This window comes from Rhodococcus erythropolis NBRC 15567 (assembly GCF_001552595.1).
GTDB lineage: Bacteria > Actinomycetota > Actinomycetes > Mycobacteriales > Mycobacteriaceae > Rhodococcus_F > Rhodococcus_F erythropolis.
Genome location: NZ_BCRM01000034.1, coordinates 32,912 through 50,713 on the forward strand (window position 1 = coordinate 32,912; position 17,802 = coordinate 50,713).

At 62.6% G+C, this 17,802-nt stretch carries 16 protein-coding genes; 7 read left to right on the plus strand and 9 right to left on the minus strand.

Annotated elements, in window-relative coordinates; all coding sequences use genetic code 11:
* Positions 1-88: 88 nt before the first annotated feature.
* On the minus strand, positions 89-634 hold the full coding sequence (locus RE4_RS27540; protein WP_060939722.1) for a hypothetical protein: 546 nt from the start codon (positions 632-634) through the stop codon (positions 89-91).
* 55 nt (positions 635-689) lie between these two features.
* Between RE4_RS27540 and RE4_RS27545 the strand changes: the two genes are divergently transcribed.
* The 3 genes from RE4_RS27545 to RE4_RS27555 all read left to right on the plus strand — a co-directional run bounded on the left by RE4_RS27545 (position 690) and on the right by RE4_RS27555 (position 5,848).
* Positions 690-3,959, plus strand: coding sequence for an arabinosyltransferase domain-containing protein (locus tag RE4_RS27545; RefSeq protein WP_370671304.1), 3,270 nt, complete (start codon positions 690-692; stop codon positions 3,957-3,959).
* A gap of 140 nt (positions 3,960-4,099) precedes the next feature.
* Positions 4,100-5,353: a glycoside hydrolase family 1 protein gene (locus RE4_RS27550; protein ID WP_021333662.1), complete on the plus strand. Its 1,254-nt coding sequence runs from the start codon at positions 4,100-4,102 to the stop codon at positions 5,351-5,353.
* A 45-nt stretch (positions 5,354-5,398) separates the two neighbouring features.
* Positions 5,399-5,848: a DUF8021 domain-containing protein gene (locus RE4_RS27555; protein ID WP_021333663.1), complete on the plus strand. Its 450-nt coding sequence runs from the start codon at positions 5,399-5,401 to the stop codon at positions 5,846-5,848.
* Here the strand turns inward: RE4_RS27555 and RE4_RS27560 are convergent.
* A complete protein-coding gene (locus RE4_RS27560; protein WP_021333664.1) occupies positions 5,826-6,629 on the minus strand; it encodes an AraC family transcriptional regulator in 804 nt (267 codons plus the stop codon). The two genes, RE4_RS27555 and RE4_RS27560, sit on opposite strands and share 23 nt — an antisense overlap.
* A gap of 92 nt (positions 6,630-6,721) precedes the next feature.
* Between RE4_RS27560 and RE4_RS27565 the strand changes: the two genes are divergently transcribed.
* Entirely contained in the window at positions 6,722-7,525 is an 804-nt protein-coding gene (locus tag RE4_RS27565; protein ID WP_019748782.1) for a sulfite exporter TauE/SafE family protein, read from the plus strand.
* Here RE4_RS27565 and RE4_RS27570 read toward each other — a convergent pair.
* Positions 7,522-8,145, minus strand: coding sequence for a dihydrofolate reductase family protein (locus RE4_RS27570; protein ID WP_021333666.1), 624 nt, complete (start codon positions 8,143-8,145; stop codon positions 7,522-7,524). The two genes, RE4_RS27565 and RE4_RS27570, sit on opposite strands and share 4 nt — an antisense overlap.
* On the minus strand, positions 8,139-8,795 hold the full coding sequence (locus tag RE4_RS27575) for a nitroreductase family protein (protein ID WP_003942413.1): 657 nt from the start codon (positions 8,793-8,795) through the stop codon (positions 8,139-8,141). The genes RE4_RS27570 and RE4_RS27575 overlap by 7 nt, the downstream gene beginning before the upstream one ends.
* A 110-nt stretch (positions 8,796-8,905) precedes the next feature.
* Between RE4_RS27575 and RE4_RS27580 the strand changes: the two genes are divergently transcribed.
* Positions 8,906-9,535 carry a LysE family transporter gene (locus tag RE4_RS27580; protein WP_060939724.1) on the plus strand — a complete coding sequence of 210 codons (630 nt, stop codon included), beginning with the start codon at positions 8,906-8,908 and terminating at the stop codon, positions 9,533-9,535.
* Between the two features lie 21 nt (positions 9,536-9,556).
* On the opposite strand, the gene RE4_RS27585 is transcribed toward RE4_RS27580, so the two are convergent.
* The 5 genes from RE4_RS27585 to RE4_RS27605 form a co-directional block, all read right to left on the minus strand.
* Positions 9,557-10,228, minus strand: a complete 672-nt coding sequence (locus tag RE4_RS27585) for a DUF1345 domain-containing protein (RefSeq protein ID WP_020908009.1) — start codon at positions 10,226-10,228, stop codon at positions 9,557-9,559.
* 68 nt (positions 10,229-10,296) lie between these two features.
* Positions 10,297-11,616 carry a lipase family protein gene (locus RE4_RS27590; protein ID WP_060939725.1) on the minus strand — a complete coding sequence of 440 codons (1,320 nt, stop codon included), beginning with the start codon at positions 11,614-11,616 and terminating at the stop codon, positions 10,297-10,299.
* Between the two features lie 20 nt (positions 11,617-11,636).
* On the minus strand, positions 11,637-12,968 hold the full coding sequence (locus tag RE4_RS27595; protein WP_060939726.1) for a class I SAM-dependent methyltransferase: 1,332 nt from the start codon (positions 12,966-12,968) through the stop codon (positions 11,637-11,639).
* 145 nt (positions 12,969-13,113) lie between these two features.
* The gene (locus tag RE4_RS27600; protein WP_020908012.1) at positions 13,114-14,688 is read right to left on the minus strand and encodes a pyridoxal phosphate-dependent decarboxylase family protein; all 1,575 of its coding nucleotides are present in this window, start codon (positions 14,686-14,688) and stop codon (positions 13,114-13,116) included.
* Positions 14,685-16,082, minus strand: coding sequence for an MFS transporter (locus RE4_RS27605; protein WP_020969800.1), 1,398 nt, complete (start codon positions 16,080-16,082; stop codon positions 14,685-14,687). Before RE4_RS27605 ends, RE4_RS27600 begins: the two co-directional genes overlap by 4 nt.
* Before the next feature lie 123 nt (positions 16,083-16,205).
* Between RE4_RS27605 and RE4_RS27610 the strand changes: the two genes are divergently transcribed.
* Positions 16,206-16,859, plus strand: coding sequence for a GNAT family N-acetyltransferase (locus RE4_RS27610; RefSeq protein WP_020908014.1), 654 nt, complete (start codon positions 16,206-16,208; stop codon positions 16,857-16,859).
* 43 nt (positions 16,860-16,902) lie between these two features.
* Positions 16,903-17,472 carry a DUF5655 domain-containing protein gene (locus tag RE4_RS27615; RefSeq protein ID WP_020908015.1) on the plus strand — a complete coding sequence of 190 codons (570 nt, stop codon included), beginning with the start codon at positions 16,903-16,905 and terminating at the stop codon, positions 17,470-17,472.
* Positions 17,473-17,802: the final 330 nt, after the last annotated feature.

The following is a 17,802-nucleotide window of genomic DNA, read 5'->3' on the forward strand; positions in this document are numbered from 1 at the left end:
AGGCCTGAACAACGCGCCTGAAACACAGAACTGATGTCAATTATCCAGGATAGGCGCACCCCATTTTTCACCGGTCCACCTGCGACGCTCACTGCAGGTCCGGCGCCCGCCGCCGGGCGAGTTCGATCAGCTCGTCCCTTCGGTCGGTCGCCACCGAGATTTCGCGTCCGTCGTGCAGACGAAAGCGGACCCCGGCGCCGGGTGACGCGAGAATTACCCGCATACCTGGGCCGGTCATTCGATAACCGATTCCGGAGCCCATCCCGATATGTACTGCAGTTGCAGACACAACTTCGTCCCACCGAAATACCTGACGCAGCCCCGGAGACAGCGCGATCGACACTCGTTCGACGTCTGTGGTGATGATCACGCGCACCTTCCACATGTACGCGGCCACCACGAAGGACAGGACCGCGGACAACACGGCGCCGACGTAGCCCGCCGGGTCGTGTTCCACGATCGCCGCGAACCCGCAGACAATCACCAGGACAATTCCGAGGACGACGCACAATGCGGCCGTCGAACGCCGCAGAAGTGGGCTCAACGAAATGGACTCGTGAACTTCGTGCACAGCACCCCCGCCTCGATCGCCGACAACCCCCGCACCGCGGAACGGCACCGGGAACACGACCATCCCATTACTCGCGCTTTTATAACAAACACGTCACGCACAGCTAGGGTCCAAAGTCGTGACAGACAGTGACGTGGCCACGACCGCACCTCCGGCCTTGCCGACCCCTCAGCGATCCAGCGGACCGAACCGAGCACGGATCGTTGCGATTGTCGCATCGATCCTCGGCATAGTTTTGTGCGGATCAGTGCCGTTCCTGCCGATCGAGCAGGACACAGCCGTCGTCAACTGGCCGCAGGCCGGGTCGACGAAAAGCGTCGAGGCGCCATTGGTCTCGTACACACCGCTGCGCATGGAGGCATCGATCCCGTGCGCGTCGATCAGCGAGTTGGCCGCCACCGGCGGAACACTCGTCTCGACGGCTCCCCCGGGTGCCGCCGATGCGCGCCGCTACGGCTTTGTTGCCACTGTCTCCCCCGAATCCGCCGACGCTCCCGCTCGGGTCGACGTTGTCCTGCGCGATCAAGTGCTGCTCTCGACACCCGTTGCTGATCTACAAACTGGATGCGCACTCACGCTCGCCGCCGAGCCGACCCGAACCACCTTCAGCGCCACCGGTTCCGAACCGCGCGTCATCGAGGGCGACAGCCGACCACAGGTAGTCGGCGTCTTCAGCGACCTCGATTCGGCATCAGCCGGTTTGAACGTCTCGATCGAGGCGGACTCTCGCTTCACGTCGAGCCCGTCGGTGATCAAGACTCTCGCCATGATTCTCGGGGCACTCACGGCTGTCGTGTCCCTCTTCGCGCTGCACCGCCTCGACAACCGCGACGGCCGGGGCACACGCAAATTTCTGCCCGCCCGATGGTGGAAGTTCACCGTCCTCGACGGCGTCGTCGTCGGAACTCTGGTGCTCTGGCACTTCATCGGCGCTACCACCACCGATGACGGCTACCAGTTCACGATGGCCAGGGCCTCCGAGCAATCGGGCTACATGTCCAACTATTTCCGGTGGTTCGCGGTCCCCGAGACCCCGTTCGGAACGCCGTACTACAACATCCTCGGACTCCTGGCGCACGTCAGCACTGCAAGCCCCTGGGTTCGTCTGCCTGCTCTGTTAGCAGGCATCATCACCTGGCTCGTCATCAGCCGCGAGGTCGCGCCTCGACTGGGAGCCGCAATTCGCGGAAACCGGCTCGCCCTGTGGACCGGCGCGCTTGTCTTCCTCGCGTTCTGGCTTCCGTTCAACAACGGACTGCGCCCCGAACCGATCGTTGCTCTCGGCGTCCTGCTGACGTGGTGCTCGATCGAACGCGCAGTCGCGACGAGACGACTTCTGCCGGTCGCAGTCGCGATTCTGATCGCCGGATTCACCTTGACCGCCGGGCCTTCCGGCCTCATCTGCTTCGCCGCACTGATCGCCGGAATCCGCCCGATCATGCGCATCATCATCGAACGTGCCCGCACCACCGGTTACATCGCGGCCGTCGGGCCACTGCTAGCTGCCGGACTGTCGATCCTCATCCCCGCGTTCGGCGATCAGAGCCTCGCCGCCGTCATCGAGATGCAACGCGTCCACTCGATCTCACCGAACCAGCCCTGGTTCGACGAGTACCTCCGCTACCAATACCTCTTCAACATCTCCGTCGACGGTTCTCTGACTCGCAGATTCGGTGTGTTCGTCATGGTTCTGTGCCTTGGCGTCTGCACCGCGATGATGCTACGCAAGGGCGGCCGGATTCCCGGTTTGGCCGCCGGTCCGTCACGCCGCGTCGTGGGGCTGACGATCGGCGCACTGCCACTGCTGATGTTCTCGCCGACCAAGTGGACGCACCACTTCGGAATCTTTGCCGGACTCACCGCCGTTCTGGCGATGATGACGGCGGTCGCCGTGGGTACAAAACTCCTGCGCTCGCCGCGCAATCGGGCCCTCTTCGCGGCAGCCGTACTGTTTCTCCTGGCCGTCGCATTCACCGGCAGCAACAGCTATTACTACGTGTCCAGCTACAGCGTTCCGTGGTGGGACAAGCCGGTGTCCATCAGCGGACTCGGCGCGAGCACCGTCCTCCTTGGGGTGACGGTGCTGATGCTCGGCGTCGCCGCGTGGTACTTCTTCCGTGAGCCGTACACCGCCGGGAAGGAACCGTCCGCGAAGCACGCTCGACTGCTTGCCATCTCGCCACTGACGATTGCCGCAGGTGCCATGGTCCTCTTCGAGGTGCTGTCCATGGCCAAGGGCGCGATCACCCAATACCCGGCCTATTCGGTGGGCCGTGCAAACGTCGACGCCGTTCTCGGCCAACACTGCGGACTCGCCAACGACGTTCTGCTCGAGACCGATCCGAACGCCTCGATGCTGACGCCCCTCTCGGGCAGCGTCGCCACAGCACTCTCCGCCGGTGGGGCTACAGGATTCGATCCGAATGGCGTCGCCTCCGACCTTCGAGCAGACAAGGAAGCCACGGCTACCGGCGGCGCGAACACCGTCGACACCTCCGAGGACACCGCCGGTAACTCGGCCGGAACCGGCGGAGGCGCCGGACAGACCGGGGTCAACGGCAGTTCGGTCGCGTTGCCGTTCGGTCTCGACCCGGCGACAACACCCGTCATGGGTAGTTACGGTCAGCCCTCCCCCGGCACGCTGACCAGCGACTGGTACCAACTCCCCGACGTGGGCGAGAACGCCACACGCGGAGACATCATCTCGATTGCAACCGCTGGTCGTGTTCGGTCGGTCGACAAGGACGGAATCGTCACCTACGGCCAGAACGTCGAGGTCGAATACGGAACAGCGCGTGGCGTCGACGATGCCGAAACAGACGCTGTGGAAACACTCGGAAAGATCGCGCCCCTCGACATCGGTCCGGCACCGTCATGGCGGAACCTGCGTGTGCCGCTGGACCAGATTCCCGTCGAAGCCAACAGCATTCGACTTGTCGTCAGCGACTACGACAGCAAGCCCGACCAATGGGTGGCCGTTACCCCGCCGCGGGTTCCGAATACCCAGAAGCTCAACGACGTCGTCGGTTCGCAGGCGCCCGTCATGCTGGATTGGGCTGTCGGACTGGCATTCCCGTGCCAACGCCCCTTCGATCATCGGGTCGGTATCGCCGAGGTCCCCGAGTATCGGATCCTTCCCGACCATTCCGGCGCGCTCGTGACCAGTGCCTGGCAGGACCACTACGGCGGTGGACCGTTGGGGTGGATCGATCTGCTCCTGACCGCTCAGACCATTCCGTCGTATCTCGACAACGACTGGGCTCGCGACTGGGGTTCGATCGAGAAGTACACACCGATCGATCCGAGTGCAGTGCCTGCCCAGGTCGACGAAGCGACCGTTCAGCGCTCCGGGACGTGGAATCCGGGATCGATGACCATGGTTTTCTGAGCGGAATTTCTGAGAGGCTGGGTCACTGAGTGACACGGTCCAGTCGCGGGCGGATCGGACGAAACGCCTGCGACTGGACACTTGTATGACTTAGTCTCCCAGGCATGGGAGCCCTGTCACGGTCTGTTACGCCTGCACTCATGGCACTGACGTGCCTGCTCGGGGCGCTCGCCTTTCCCGCTCGCGCCTCAGCGGAGGTACCGGATGACTTCCTCTGGGGCGTTGCCACCTCCGGATTCCAATCGGAAGGTTCGTCGCCGGACAGCAACTGGTCTCGATACTCCGATTCTGGACGAACGCACGACAAAATCGGTGATTCGGTCGACTTCCGGCATCGCTACGCCGAGGACATCGACCGGGCGGCCGATCTGGGATCGAAGGTTTTCCGATTCGGCGTCGAGTGGGCGCGAGTTCAGCCCGCCGCCGGGAGCTGGAACGAGACCGAATTCGCGTACTACGACGACGTGGTGGCTCACATCCGCGCGCGGGGCATGACTCCGATGATCACGCTCGACCACTGGGTGTATCCGGGATGGGTTGTCGATCAAGGCGGCTGGACAAATCCGAAGACGGAAGCCGATTGGCTGGTCAACGCAGAGAAGGTAGTCGAGCGGTACTCCGGAATCGGGGCGCTGTGGATCACGATCAACGAGCCGACTGTGTATGTTCAGCGTGAATTGACCTACGGCGGAATCGCACTCACCCAGGCACCGTCGATGTTCGATTCATTGGTCCGAGTCCACCGGGCGATCTACGACCGCATCCATGTTCTCGATCCCGGTGCCCGCGTGAGCAGTAATTTCTCCTTCATTCCCGGCGTGTCCGAGGCGATCGATTCGGTATTCACGGATCGGGTGCGCGACAAGCTCGACTTTCTCGGGATCGACTACTACTACGGTGTGGCCCTGAACAATCCGACTGCCGCGTACGCCGCACTCGACGAGTTCTACAACGTCACACCACAACCCGAAGGCCTCTACGACGCATTGATGCGGTACTCGGGCAAGTATCCAGAACTCCCCCTCTACATCGTCGAGAACGGCATGCCCACCGACAACGGAGCGCCGCGCGCCGACGGTTACACACGCTCGAATCACCTACGCGATCACATCTATTGGATGGAACGCGCCCGAGAAGACGGTGCCGACGTGATCGGCTACAACTACTGGTCCATCACCGACAACTACGAATGGGGTTCGTACCGACCTCGATTCGGCCTCTACACGGTCGATGTTCTCGGCGATCCCACTGCAGCGCGAATCCCGACCGACGGCGTCGACACCTACCGCCGGATCATTCACGAGAACGGCGTCGGAGCCGACTACGTGCCCGTCATGGCCCCGGCTTTCTGCTCGCTCGTCGATCCTCCCCGCAGTTGTACGGCTACTCGATGACGGCCGTTTTCCGAATTCCTCCACACCTCGTCGTTAGGATGTCCCATGCGAACACTGCGAAATATCGCCGGAACTGCCGCTGCCACGGCTGCCCTGATCCTGGTTGCCGGAGGCGCTGCGACAGCAGCCCCCAACCCGGCCGATTCACTCCGCGAGGCGCAAGCACGCGCCTACATCGACGCCCTGGTCTCCCATGACGTTTCCGATGTTCATTTCGCCCCGGATGCGACGCGCGTCGAAGCCGGACTCAAGACGGGGTTCTCCGGACCACAGATGTCCGCCGACCTCGAAAACGGTATCCAATACCGCGTTATCCAAGGCGTACGAGACCTAGAGATGTCGGAAGCCGGGGACATCGTCTCGACCACCTATCTGCTCGACGCGGGAATCGGTGGCACTCGCCTCATGACCGTGGAGATTCGTGAAACCTTCGAAGTCCGTGACGGTCTCATCCACGACGTCGTCGCCGACATCATCCCGGTGTCTGTGTCGTGACGCGCGCCCGATAGCTACTGGGCGGTGCACCCGAGACTCGGGTGCACATCGCTGCGAAGGCAGCCGGCGTCGAGTATCCGAGTTCAGCCGCAACGGCTGTCACACTGGCACCGGCAGAGAGTTTCGGGAGCGAGTGAAGAATGCAGGCACGCTGCATCCACGACGACGCGCTCATCCCCGTTTCCGAGATCAGCAAGCGGTGCAGTGTTCGTTCACTGATGTGGAGTTGCTCGGCCCACCGCGTGGGCGAGTCGTGGATCGACGGGCCGGCGAGATACCGCGTGCACAACGCCCGCAATCCCGGGTGCCGAGGCAGCGGAAGTTCCACAGGCAGGGGCGCAAGATCGCGAAGTTCGTGCAGGATCAGCTGAAATACCGCGGCGCCGCGTCCGTGTGCCGGGAAGTCGTCCTCCACGTTCAACTCGACATCCATGTCGACTGCAGCGACGAGCAGCTCACGCAGGAGCGACGACACCGCGACGACTCGGCACCTGACCGGGAACCACGGCGCTGCGGACGGTTCGATGTAGAGGCTTCGCGTGCTGACACCGTCCATCGTCACCGCATGAGCGACACCGGCGGGAATCATGACCGCATTGGACGGCAGAACCGTCCACTCACCGTCATCGGTTTCGACGTTCATCGCACCGTTCACAGCGAAGAGAAACTGGGCTCGTCGATGTTCGTGGGCGGCCAGCACGTGACCGGGTGGGTAGTCGGTTCCGATTGCGAGAACACCGCGAGGTGAGTGATCGACGTCGTTGATCGAGATGTTGCGCACCGGAGGAACCTACCGAGTCCGTGTCTGATTGACAATGGAACGTGGCGAACCTTCGAATGTGCGCCAGCGTAGAAATCGCTACCGTTCATCAAGTGCTTCACTACGCCCTCATCCTTCTCGCTTTCGGCGCCTTGACCGGAGTCACCACCGTTCTGTTCGGATTCGGTGGCGGGTTTGTCACCGTCCCAGTCGTTTACGCTGCATCCACACTTCGGGCGGACGTCATCGATCCGATGCATGTCGCCGTCGCATCCTCGGCGGCAGTGATGGTGGTCAATTCACTCAGTGCCACAATCGCATTCAGGAAGTCAGGACGGCTTCGGGCGGAGTACATCAGACCACTGATCGGCCCCGTCGCAGCCGGAGCAGGCCTCGGAGCGGTTGCGGCAGGTCACGTCGACGACGGCGCCGTTCGAATTCTGTTCGTCCTCTACCTCGTGGTCACAATCCTCGACAGCCTTCTGCGACAGGGGTTTCTGACACCACCTGAACCTCGAGAACATCTTGACCGTCACGGCGTCCGCGCTGTCGGGATAGGCATCGGCGCCGTCGCAAGTTTCCTCGGAGTCGGCGGGAGCGTCATGACGGTTCCGATGATGCGTCGCGGCGGAGTTCCGATGGCCGACGCCGCCGCGAGCGCCAACCCGTTGAGCTTGCCTGTCGCCGTCGTCGCGACTGCGGTGTACGCGGCCTCCTCAGGGCACAGCACCGCCTCGGATCTGTCAGCGGGCAGGGTCGGCGCAATCGACCTTCTCGCCGTTTGCGCGTTACTGGCCGGCTCTCTACCTGCGATTGCACTGAGCCGGCGAATTGTCGGCGCCATCCCGGACCGGATCCATGCCGCCGCCTACATCGCTCTACTCGCAGTAGTCACGGCGGTGATGATCGCGGCTTAGCGGACGGCGTACCGCAGATAGATGACGCCGCCGTCGAAGGTTTTCTCTTCGAGCAGCCGCAGGTCCAGTCGCCCGCGCGGAAGGGCAGGCAATCCGCCTCCTACGCTGACCGGGCAGACGAACAGTCGGCATTCGTCGACCAGCCCCGCCGCGAATGCACTTGCAGCGATCGTCGGCCCGCCGATCGAGATATCTTGTACCGCTTCGCTCTCGAGCGCACGAACGGCGTCGGCGTCGAAGTCCCGGGCAATCGTTGTGCGCGCCGTCGACACCTCGTTCAGCGTCGTGGAGTACACGATTTTATCGATGCCACCCCAGATCTGAGCGAACTCGACTGTCGCCGACTCGATTCCGGCAAACTCGTCCGGCACCGAAGAACCTACCGACACGGAAGTACCTTGAAGGTCCTCGTGTGCCATTGTCTCCCAGGGAATCATTGTCTCCCAGGGAATCATCGTCTCGTACATCCGGCGCCCGAGCAGGTACGTGCCGACTCCCCTCTCGAGCTCGTTGACGAACGAATGGACCTGCGCGTCGGGAACCGCCCAGTCGAAGTTCCCCTGCTCATCAGCCACATACCCGTCGATCGAGCAGATCGCCGAGTAGATCAGGCTCACCATCGGTCCACGTGCAGCACGTTGTCGACCGGTTCACGGGCGGCGGGTTTGAACGTCTCGCCGGTGAAGTACGCCGTCGGGATAAGCGCCGCCTGATGGAATCCGGCCGGAATACCCAGCAGCTCGGCAACTTCCGCTTCACGCTGCAGGTGCAATGTCGTCCACGCCGTACCGAGTCCACGTGCCCGTGCGGCCAGAGCGTAACTCCACGCGGCCGGGAGTAGAGAACCCCACAGACCGGCCTGGTTCCCCTCCGGCAACGTCTTACCCGCCTTGATGCACGGAATGAGAAGAACCGGCACCTCGCCCATGTGCTCACCGAGCCACGCGACGCTGGTGCCTACTCGCTGTTGGATCGGCGCGCGATCGGGATCATCGGCGAAGAGTTTTGCCGCCGAACCGTGAGAAGCAAGGTACTCGTCGGTGACTTCCTTGTAGATCTGCCCGACTGCTGCACGCAGTGCCGGATCGGTCACCACCATCCACTGCCACCCCTGGCGATTCGAACCGGAGGGCGCCTGCAGGGCGATCTGGAGGCATTCCTTCACCAGGTCCAACGGCACGGGACGGGTCAGATCCAGACGCTTTCGAACCGTCCGCGTTGTGGTCAGTAATTCGTCGGGTGTCAGGTCGAGTACGGGATACGACGTCATCTCCCGATCATTGCACTGTCGCGAGCAGTGAGCAGGACAGTCCGTCTACACTTTTCTGATCCCGTGCGTGCTGGTTGTCGGGAGTATTCCCCGATCAAAGGACTTTCGACATGAGTTGGCACGTCTGGTTGGCGTTCTTCGGAGCAAGTTGGGTGATCAGCCTGTCACCGGGGGCCGGCGCCATTGCGTCGATGTCGTCAGGGCTTGCCTACGGCTTGCGGCGCGGATACTGGAACATCTTCGGGCTGCAGTTGGGATTGCTGCTGCAGCTCGGAATTGTCGCGGCCGGGGTCGGTGCAATTCTCGCCAGTTCGACCGTGGCCTTTTCCTTGATCAAGTGGTTCGGTGTGGCATACCTCGTCTACCTGGGAATCAGGCAGTGGCGATCGGCTCCCACCGAGGTGGAGACCGACGAGGCAACCGCGAGCAGTTCGGGCCCGATGATGATGCTTCGCGGTTTTCTCGTGAACGCGAGCAACCCGAAGGCCGTCGTTTTCATGCTCGCTGTGCTCCCACAGTTCCTGGACCCGTCGGCACCGCTGCTTCCGCAGTATCTGATCATCGCCGCCACGATGTGCGCAGTCGACGTGATCGTGATGACCGGATACACCGGGCTGGCTGCACGGGTGCTCACCTTGATGCGATCCCCCAAACAGCAGCGAACCACCAATCGAGTGTTCGCCGGCCTGTTCTTCGGAGCCGCCGGCTTCCTCTCGAGCATCGGGCGTGCAGCAGCTTGATCGGTCACACGGCTTGATCGGTCACAGGCCTGCAATCAAGTTGACGACGGACGCGACGATCACCGAACCGAACAGATACGACAGCAATGCGTGGCCGAGCGCCATCGCGCGCATGTCCGACGACTTCAAGTTGGTGTCGGAAATCGCGAAGCTCATCCCGACTGTGTAGGCCACGTAGGCGAAATCGCTGTACCGCGGCGGTTCTTCCTGATTGAAATCGATTCCGCCGTCGGGGCCCGAGTAGTACAGCCGCGCATAGCCGAGGGCGAAGAGCGTGTGGACCGCCAGCCACGAGATCACGACGCTGCCGACTGCAACCGATGCCGCCACGACTTGGTAGTGATGTCCGTCGGGTGCCGCCAAGAGCAGGAACGCGATACCGACCAGGCTCGCGACGGCAGCGCCGAGAATCAGCAGGTGTGCGACGTTGCGAGCCGGTTCTTCCCGCGTTGCGTGGCTCGCGGTGAGCGTCGCGTCGAAGGGCCAGACCAGAATCCACGTCCACACCGTGAACACCATCGCCGCGACATCCCAGCCGATCAGGAAGGCGAACCGGGGGTAGCCGACCAACGCCGTGACGACGCCTGCAGCGACACCGAGCACCAGACCTGTCGACACTCTCAGCGCTGGCCCGGCACCCAGCTCACTCCGCGGAACCGGGTTGATCGGAAGGTCGTGCGATCGATCGTTCACGGGCTCAGTCAACCACCGTTCGCAATGAGACGGTGGTTACGCCGCAAGGTAATCGAGAAGCAGGTGTCTCAGGCGTTGCACGCACCGACCAATGGCTTGCCGTTGAATCTGTCCAGCACGTACCGCAATCCGACACCGAAGTCCGCTACGGCCGGCGCGAGGTGATTGTTACCGCTCCCCGGATTCACTGCAGGCAGGGTGTCGGTGAACAACGTCGCCTCGGCCCCGCGCGCGCACCAGTCCTGAACCAGGCGCCGGGTTTGCTCGTACGGGATGAAATCGTCGTTGAGCGCTCCGTTGACCAGAATCGGCGAGGCCGGGGTTCGCCGCCCGATGCGTTGTTCCTCGATCACCTGCTGGATCTCCGGTACCGATTCCACCACGTCGGCAAGTGGCCGGCCGTCCGTGGTCCACGACGCCGTCGACTGCTTCCCGTACTTGGTTCGGGAATCGATGAGGCATTGCCCGGCGACGTCGGCGAGCACGGACCGGCCGTAGTCGTTGAGTCGAGATTCGATCGGCTCTCGGGCGGCGGGAAATCGGTCGAGGACGCCGTTGATCGTGTAGCCGATCGCGGCCATCAGGCCGGTACCGTCGATATGACGCAGAACGCTTGCCAGGTCTGCCGGGGGCGCGCTCGCGTAACTCCCGACCAGATTCAACTCAGGCGCGTATTCGGGTGCCAGTTCGGTTGCAGCGGCAGTGGCGCCGCCGCCCTGCGAATGGCCCCACAGCGCTATCGGATCGTCCTCGCCTGCCTTCGCCAAGGCTCGGGCAGCGCGTGCACCGTCCAACATCGCATGGGCTTCCTCGGCGCGATTGACGTAGGTATGGATGCCGGGTGTTCCGAGTCCGATGTAGTCGGTGACAAACACGCGAACGCCCTGGGCTAGGAATGCGAAAGCAAATGCGGACTCGTAGTTGACACCGACACTGTCCACACCGGCACCGTAGTTCGACGGATTCCCGGGTTCCGCCAGGCGGAGTTGACCGGCAGTGGGGAACATCCTCGACGGCGCGCACTGATCACCTTGGCCCTGCGTGCCCGGACCGATCACCACCGTCGGGCGCGGGCCCGCGCCTGACCACGGGGCAGCCGGCTCCAGGTACGAGCCCGACACAGCAACATTGGATCCGTGGGTGTCGGTACTCGAATACAGGATCCGGGTCCCCACACCAGGCACTCCGCCGAGGGCACCGGCCAGCGGCAGCGGTTCCGTCCGAATCACCGAACCCGGATCACCGACGTCGCCCGGAATCGCGTCGTAGAAATCGTTCACAGGTTCGGCGTTCGATACCGGTGTGAACAGTAGCGAGGTCGACAACAGCGCCGATACCGCAACGGCCGAAACCTTCAGTGCCGCGAGGACAACCTTCCGGGTGCTCATGGAAATCCAACGTATAGGCCTCAGTCGACGCACGGACCGGTTTCGATCTGCGGGACTTCAATCGATCGATACCAACTGCTACGCGAGCGGGCCATGCCACTGGCCCCCCGATCCCCTGGTTTCACGGCCAAGACCTGATGAATCGTAAGCCTGTGCGGCTCCTCGAAACCCAGGGCACTGGCAGCGAGATACAGCAACCAGGTACGCACGCGGGGAGCACCGACCTGAAGGACCGATGCGTCCCAGTTCTCGCGAAGATTCTGTACCCACGCGCGCAGTGTCAAGGCGTAATGCTCGCGCAACGACTCGCTGTCACGCGTCTCGAAACCTGAAAGTTCGAGCGCATCAATGGTTTTGCTCAGCGGAAGGATCTCACCGTCCGGGAAGATGTACCTGTCGATGAAACTGCGTCCGTCATCGACGTTGTCCGACAAAGACTTCACCGCCGCGATGGCGTGATTGAGCAGACGACCCTGTGGCACGAGCAGGTCGAAGAGTTTTGCCGTGTACACCGGCAAATTGGCCAGGCCCACATGCTCGGACATGCCGATGCTCGAAATCGCGTCGTACGGGCCGTCGTCGACGTCGCGATAGTCCTGCACCCGAATCTCGATACGATCGGCCAAACCCGCGTCGGCAACTCGTCCCTTGGCGTACTCGACCTGCTCGTTGCTCAGTGACACTCCGACGACGTCGACGCCGTAGTTCTGGGCAGCGTGCAGTGCCATCGATCCCCAGCCACAACCGACGTCGAGCAGTCGCATTCCCGGCTTCAGATCGAGCTTGCGGCAAATCAGATCCAGCTTCGCGTACTGAGCAGCTTCGAGGGATTCGACCCCTTCCGGCCAGTACCCGCACGAATAGACCATGCTCGGCCCGAGAAACATTTCGTAGAAGCGGTTCCCGACGTCGTAGTGATGGGAGACCGTGGCCGAATCGCGTGATTTACTGTGCCGCTTGCCTCGCTTACGACGCATCTCGATCGACGGAGGCGATGGCGGTGGACCCACCGCCCCCAAGCCGGCGAAAGTACCGGCGGCGCGGACCAGCGAGCGCAACGGCAACGCCGACAAACGATTCTCACCGAGCCGCGTGACCAGATCCGGGACATCGAGGAGCGCAAAGATATCGCCGTCTACGTCCAGATCGCCGGACACGTATGCCCTCGCCAGCCCCAATTCGTTGGGAGAGTAAAGGACTCGACGTAGGGCACGCCGATTCCGGAAATGTACCCGCGCAGCGGCGTCCGGCGGACCTGCCTCCGAACCGTCCCAACATCGCACGCGAACCGGAAGCGGAACCCCGATCACTTCCTCGAAAACCGTCAAAATCTTGGTCGCGGCACCAGTCACAGATCCACCCCTCCGACAAAAGATGGTTAGCCGATGACAGAAAACTTACGCCCGATTCGCGAATCTTTCGCGCCATTTGTCCGAGTTTTGGGCAGTGTTCACCGCAGTTTCGGTATTCATCGAGGTTTCGGTATTCATAGCGGTGTCAGGGCTCCACCAGCCCGGCGAGGAATTCCACCAGCAGTCTCTTAGTCACCTCACGTGGCAGCGATTCCACTGCCGCGAGGACGGCCGCCATGTCCAAGGGAGAATCAGCAGAACCCCGAGGATCCAGCCCCGCCGACCTCAAAGCTGCCGCGACAGCGTCACTTGGCAACGCAAGAACATCGGCGACGGTGACATCGCCACGTTCGAATGCTCCGGCCAACTCTGCCAGTGCCGGCGGCGCCTCGGCTGCCGCCGAGCCGCGAACGTCGTCGGCACCGAGGACGAGCGCATTGGTCAACTCGCCGAGCACCGACTCGGTCACCGGGGTGACGGTGAGGTGGGTTGTTCGAGGCAATACAGTTCCGTCAGGTTGCGTCGACGCCGGCTGCCCTTGAAGGACGAAGCCGCGGGCACCGACAGCGCTTACCCAGCGATGCGGATCGACTCGACGTTCGAGGGGCACCGAACCATCGGTGGCGACCGCGAACAGCGGCCCCACCGGCGAGCCCACGACGCGAAGCCCGTCGATGCTCTGGACCGTCTCGATCAGCGCACGGGTGGCCCGCTGCGCCCGGGACACCAGTTCGGCGTACCCCGATTGCCCGAGAACTTGCGAAATCGCCCACGCTCCGGCCAGAGCAGCAACGGATTTGGAACCGAGAAGCGTGGGATTGACCACCGGATACCCCGGCCAGTCCGTGAGTCCGAAATACTGCTTGCGATGCAGGTCACGCCCGCGGTGCAGCAAGACCGAGACGCCCTTGGGTGAGTATCCGTACTTGTGGAAGTCGACCGACATGCTGGTGACACCGGGCACCTGGAAATCCCAGGGCGGCAGATCACCCCACCACGGCAACGCAAGCCCACCGATGCAGGCGTCGACATGTAATGGAATCGAATGTGCACGAGCAACTTCCGCGACGTCGGCGATCGGGTCGAGCGCCGCGAACGGGTAATTGGGCGCCGAGACGACGATCAGAACCGTGTCCTTCCGAACTGCCGTCGCAATATCGTGTGCGCCCACGCGCCCCGACGTGGGATCTACGGGTACCAGAATGAGTTCCAGTCCGAGTAGGTGCGCTGCCTTGTGGAAAGCGGCGTGCGCGGTGGTCGGAAGAACCAGCGAACCCTCACCCGGCGGGAGCCCGCGGAAGTCGCGAGCTGCCTTGACGGCCAACACACAACTCTCCGTTCCGCCGCTGGTGACATTTCCGACGACTACGCCTCCGGCGTCTGTGTCTGTGCCTGTATCTGTATCTGCGGCTGGGTCTGAAGCTCCATGGAGGAACTCTCGAGCGAACGCAACCAACTCACGCTCCATCACCGCCGTGGACGGGAACACCGTCGGGTCGAGACCGTTGACCGGCTGAACCAATCGAGCTGCGTCCGCTGCCAACTCGTCGAGCGCGGCGAGGCCGCTGTCGTACACGTACGACAGAACCCGGCCTCCGTGCGTCGGGGCATCCTGCTCACGAAGCGAACGCAGCCGAGTCAAGATGTCGGCCGCCCTCTTCTCGAGGTTCGTGCTCTCGACGATCTTGCCCTTAAGTTCCTCGGCCTGAGTGGAACTCATCGTTCACCTACGTTCTCGTGAGTGGATTCTTGTTCGGTGCGGTAATTCCGCAGTACGACCAGGCTGATCGCAACCAGGATCGCCGGGACGACCGAGAAGCCAAGGGCTATTCCGGTCAGCGCTGATTCCGGTTGCACGACAGTCTCGCCCGCAGTTTTCGAAACGAAGCCGGTCACCGCGAGTACACCCAAGAACACCGCGGGCCCCAGGGCAAGGCCTGCGGTTTCCGAGGCTGTCCAGATACCACTGAGCGAACCACCACGTTGGCGTCCACCGATTCGCGCGTCATCCTCGATGACGTCAGGAAGCATCGCCAACGGGAACACCTGCATGCCGGCATATCCGACGCCGGCAAGGGCGACGGCACCGTAGATCCACGAACCGGCGTTGACAGCCGCAAGCGTCAACAACGCCGTCGCGACGACAAACAGAACCGAGGACACGACGTAACCGCGAAGCTTTCCGTACCGATGCGAGAACCGGTACCACAGCGGCATGACGACGAGAGCTGGTCCGACAAGTGCAACGAACAGACCGGTGAGCGCGCCTTCGCTGCCCATCACATAGGTCGCCAGATATTGCGCACCCGCCAACATCACAGCGGTGGCAAGTGCTTGGAGCACGAAGACGATGACCAGCAATCGGAACGCGCGGGTACGTCGTATCGCGTCGAACCCGTCTCGGTACTGCGAGAGCAACGAGCCGACCGGCGCGTCCGCGTGAGTCACCGTGTGGCGCGCCGCTCCGCGAACTGCCCAGATCATTGCCCCACACATCAGCGCCGACACCCCGATGGCCATGACCAGATAACCGCGTGCTCCGCCCCCGGCAGCGTCGCGAAGTTCCGGTCCACCAGCGCCGATGACCAGAATTGTCAGGGCCAACACCGCAATTCGAACCGATACCAAACGAGTGCGTTCGTGGTAATCGCCGGTCAACTCGGTCGGCAACGCGATATATGGAACCTGAAAGAGGCTGTACGCACTCGCCGCGAGCAGGAAGAAGACGAGCACCCACAACGCCCCGACTCCGGGGCCCGCAGACACGGGGGCTGAGAACGTGAGAATGAAGAGCAACGGCAGTCCCAAAGCGCCTGCGAGCATGAGTGGCACTCGCGTACCAGTTCGATGAGAGCTTCGATCGCTGATCGACCCGATCAGCGGATCGATCAGGACGTCGGCGATTTTCGGGACAATGACTACAAGCGACGCGAGCGCCGCGGCCACGCCGAGCGTATCGGTCAGGTAGTACGCCAGTACCAGACCTGGAAGCACGCCGAATCCACCCGTGCCGACACTTCCCGCTGCGTATCCGGCCACCACACCACGCGAAAGCCTGTCAGGCGATCTACCTTCACGAAGACGTACCGGTTTGTCTGTAGTCACCGTCCACACACTAATGTCACGACTCCGTACCGCGAGGGCAAAAGAATCTCGATGACCAGAAGTCGCTCACTCGGACGGGCCGGGCATGCCAGACTGTGAACCGATTCGTACACGAACGAAAGCCTGAAGACGATGGTTGGTCCACTGACAGAGATCTGGCCTCCGTACGGAGTCACGATCACGTGTGGGCCCGTCACCTTGGTCCCTGTGCGCGACGACCATTTCCCCGAACTCGCTGCGCTGGTCCGAGCCGGCATTCACCCTGCCGAACAGATGCCGTTTCTCGTCCCCTGGACGGTGGGCACTCCCACCGAAGTGTCGCGAAGATTCATCCAATACCACTGGTCGGTCCGCGGAGCGATGACCACGGCCGACTGGAAATTCGAAACAGCCATTGTCGTCGACGGAGAAATTGTCGGCTGCCAGGCGTTCGCCGCGACGGACTTTCCCAAAAGTCGTACCGGTGAAACCGGCTCGTGGATCGGGCGCGGGTTCCAAGGCCGGGGCATCGGCACTCTTGCCCGACAGGCAATCTGCGCATTCGCATTCGACTCTTTGGGCGCACGCAGCGTCGTGTCGTCGGCGTTCACGGACAACCCCGCCTCGATCACGGTGTCGACCAAAGTCGGGTACCGCGCCGACGGCACAGTAGAGGAGTTGGCTGCCGACGGCCGAATGACCGTGCGTCGACTCTTCACCCTCAGGCGCGAAGATTTTGTCGCACCGCCGTACCCCGTCGAAGTGACCGGCGCAGACGCGCTCAGGGCGATGCTGGGCATCGACTGAGCGAGCTACCCGTGCACACAGCGGCAACCGGTAGAACAGACACATGGAACCCTCCGACATGATGGCCGCAGTCACCTCGTCCACGCGCGACCGTACCGGACGCACTCTCGAAGAATGGGTTGAGGCTGTACGCACGTCGGGGGTCGACCCGCTCGATCAGAACGAAGTCCGCAAGTGGCTGAAAGCAGAGCACGGTGTACCGCAGAACTCGCAGTGGGCAATTGCATTCGAGACTGCCAAACAGTCCGGATGGGTGGAGCCGACCGTCGAGCAATACATCGACCAGCAGTACCGCGGCCCGAAGGCAGCACTGCGACCCATCTTCGATGCAGCCCGACGTCTGATCGAAGAGCTCGGAACCGATGTTCGAGTCGAAGGCCGCGGAACATACACGCCCTTTGTTCGCGCTCGCCAATTTGCTGCCATCGCAGCGGCCACCAAAGCCCGAGTCGACCTCGGACTACGTTTTGTCGAGGCCCCCGGTTCCGAACTTCTGGTGCCGGCCAAAGCTCCCGGGCAGTCGACTCACAAGATCGGGCTCACCAGCACCGAGGACGTGAACGACGAAGTCGGATCGCTGATAGCCATCGCGTATCTACAGAACGGCCGGTAGGACACTAAGTCGCCGCCACGCAACCACTCACCGGCACGCTGCACGAAAGTCCCTGTTCTCCTTGTCGGAGAACAGGGACTTTCTTCACCGCGGGGGAAGGTCGCTGCGACGTGTCAGCTCAGGCCGAAGATCGCGCCGATGATGGTCCGAGCAGCCTCGAAGAGCGCATCAACGGACGGGACACCGATTTCAGAGCTGATGGAAAAAAGGGAACCCAATACGATCCTCCGGAGATAGTTTCTGAATGGCTTACTGCCACAAGGAAAATGCTACGGGTTCTACTTGTGGAACGGAAGCATGGGGGACCCCGGGTGTGACAACTCCGGACCA

Coding starts and splice junctions, on each gene's coding strand:
- RE4_RS27555 (WP_021333663.1), top strand. CDS start 5,399: ATGCGAACACTGCGAAATATCGCCGGAACTGCCGCTGCCACGGCTGCC.
- RE4_RS27590 (WP_060939725.1), bottom strand. CDS start 11,616: ATGAGCACCCGGAAGGTTGTCCTCGCGGCACTGAAGGTTTCGGCCGTT.
- RE4_RS27610 (WP_020908014.1), top strand. CDS start 16,206: ATGGTTGGTCCACTGACAGAGATCTGGCCTCCGTACGGAGTCACGATC.
- RE4_RS27600 (WP_020908012.1), bottom strand. CDS start 14,688: ATGAGTTCCACTCAGGCCGAGGAACTTAAGGGCAAGATCGTCGAGAGC.
- RE4_RS27615 (WP_020908015.1), top strand. CDS start 16,903: ATGGAACCCTCCGACATGATGGCCGCAGTCACCTCGTCCACGCGCGAC.
- RE4_RS27580 (WP_060939724.1), top strand. CDS start 8,906: ATGAGTTGGCACGTCTGGTTGGCGTTCTTCGGAGCAAGTTGGGTGATC.
- RE4_RS27540 (WP_060939722.1), bottom strand. CDS start 634: ATGGTCGTGTTCCCGGTGCCGTTCCGCGGTGCGGGGGTTGTCGGCGAT.
- RE4_RS27575 (WP_003942413.1), bottom strand. CDS start 8,795: ATGACGTCGTATCCCGTACTCGACCTGACACCCGACGAATTACTGACC.
- RE4_RS27570 (WP_021333666.1), bottom strand. CDS start 8,145: ATGGTGAGCCTGATCTACTCGGCGATCTGCTCGATCGACGGGTATGTG.
- RE4_RS27550 (WP_021333662.1), top strand. CDS start 4,100: ATGGCACTGACGTGCCTGCTCGGGGCGCTCGCCTTTCCCGCTCGCGCC.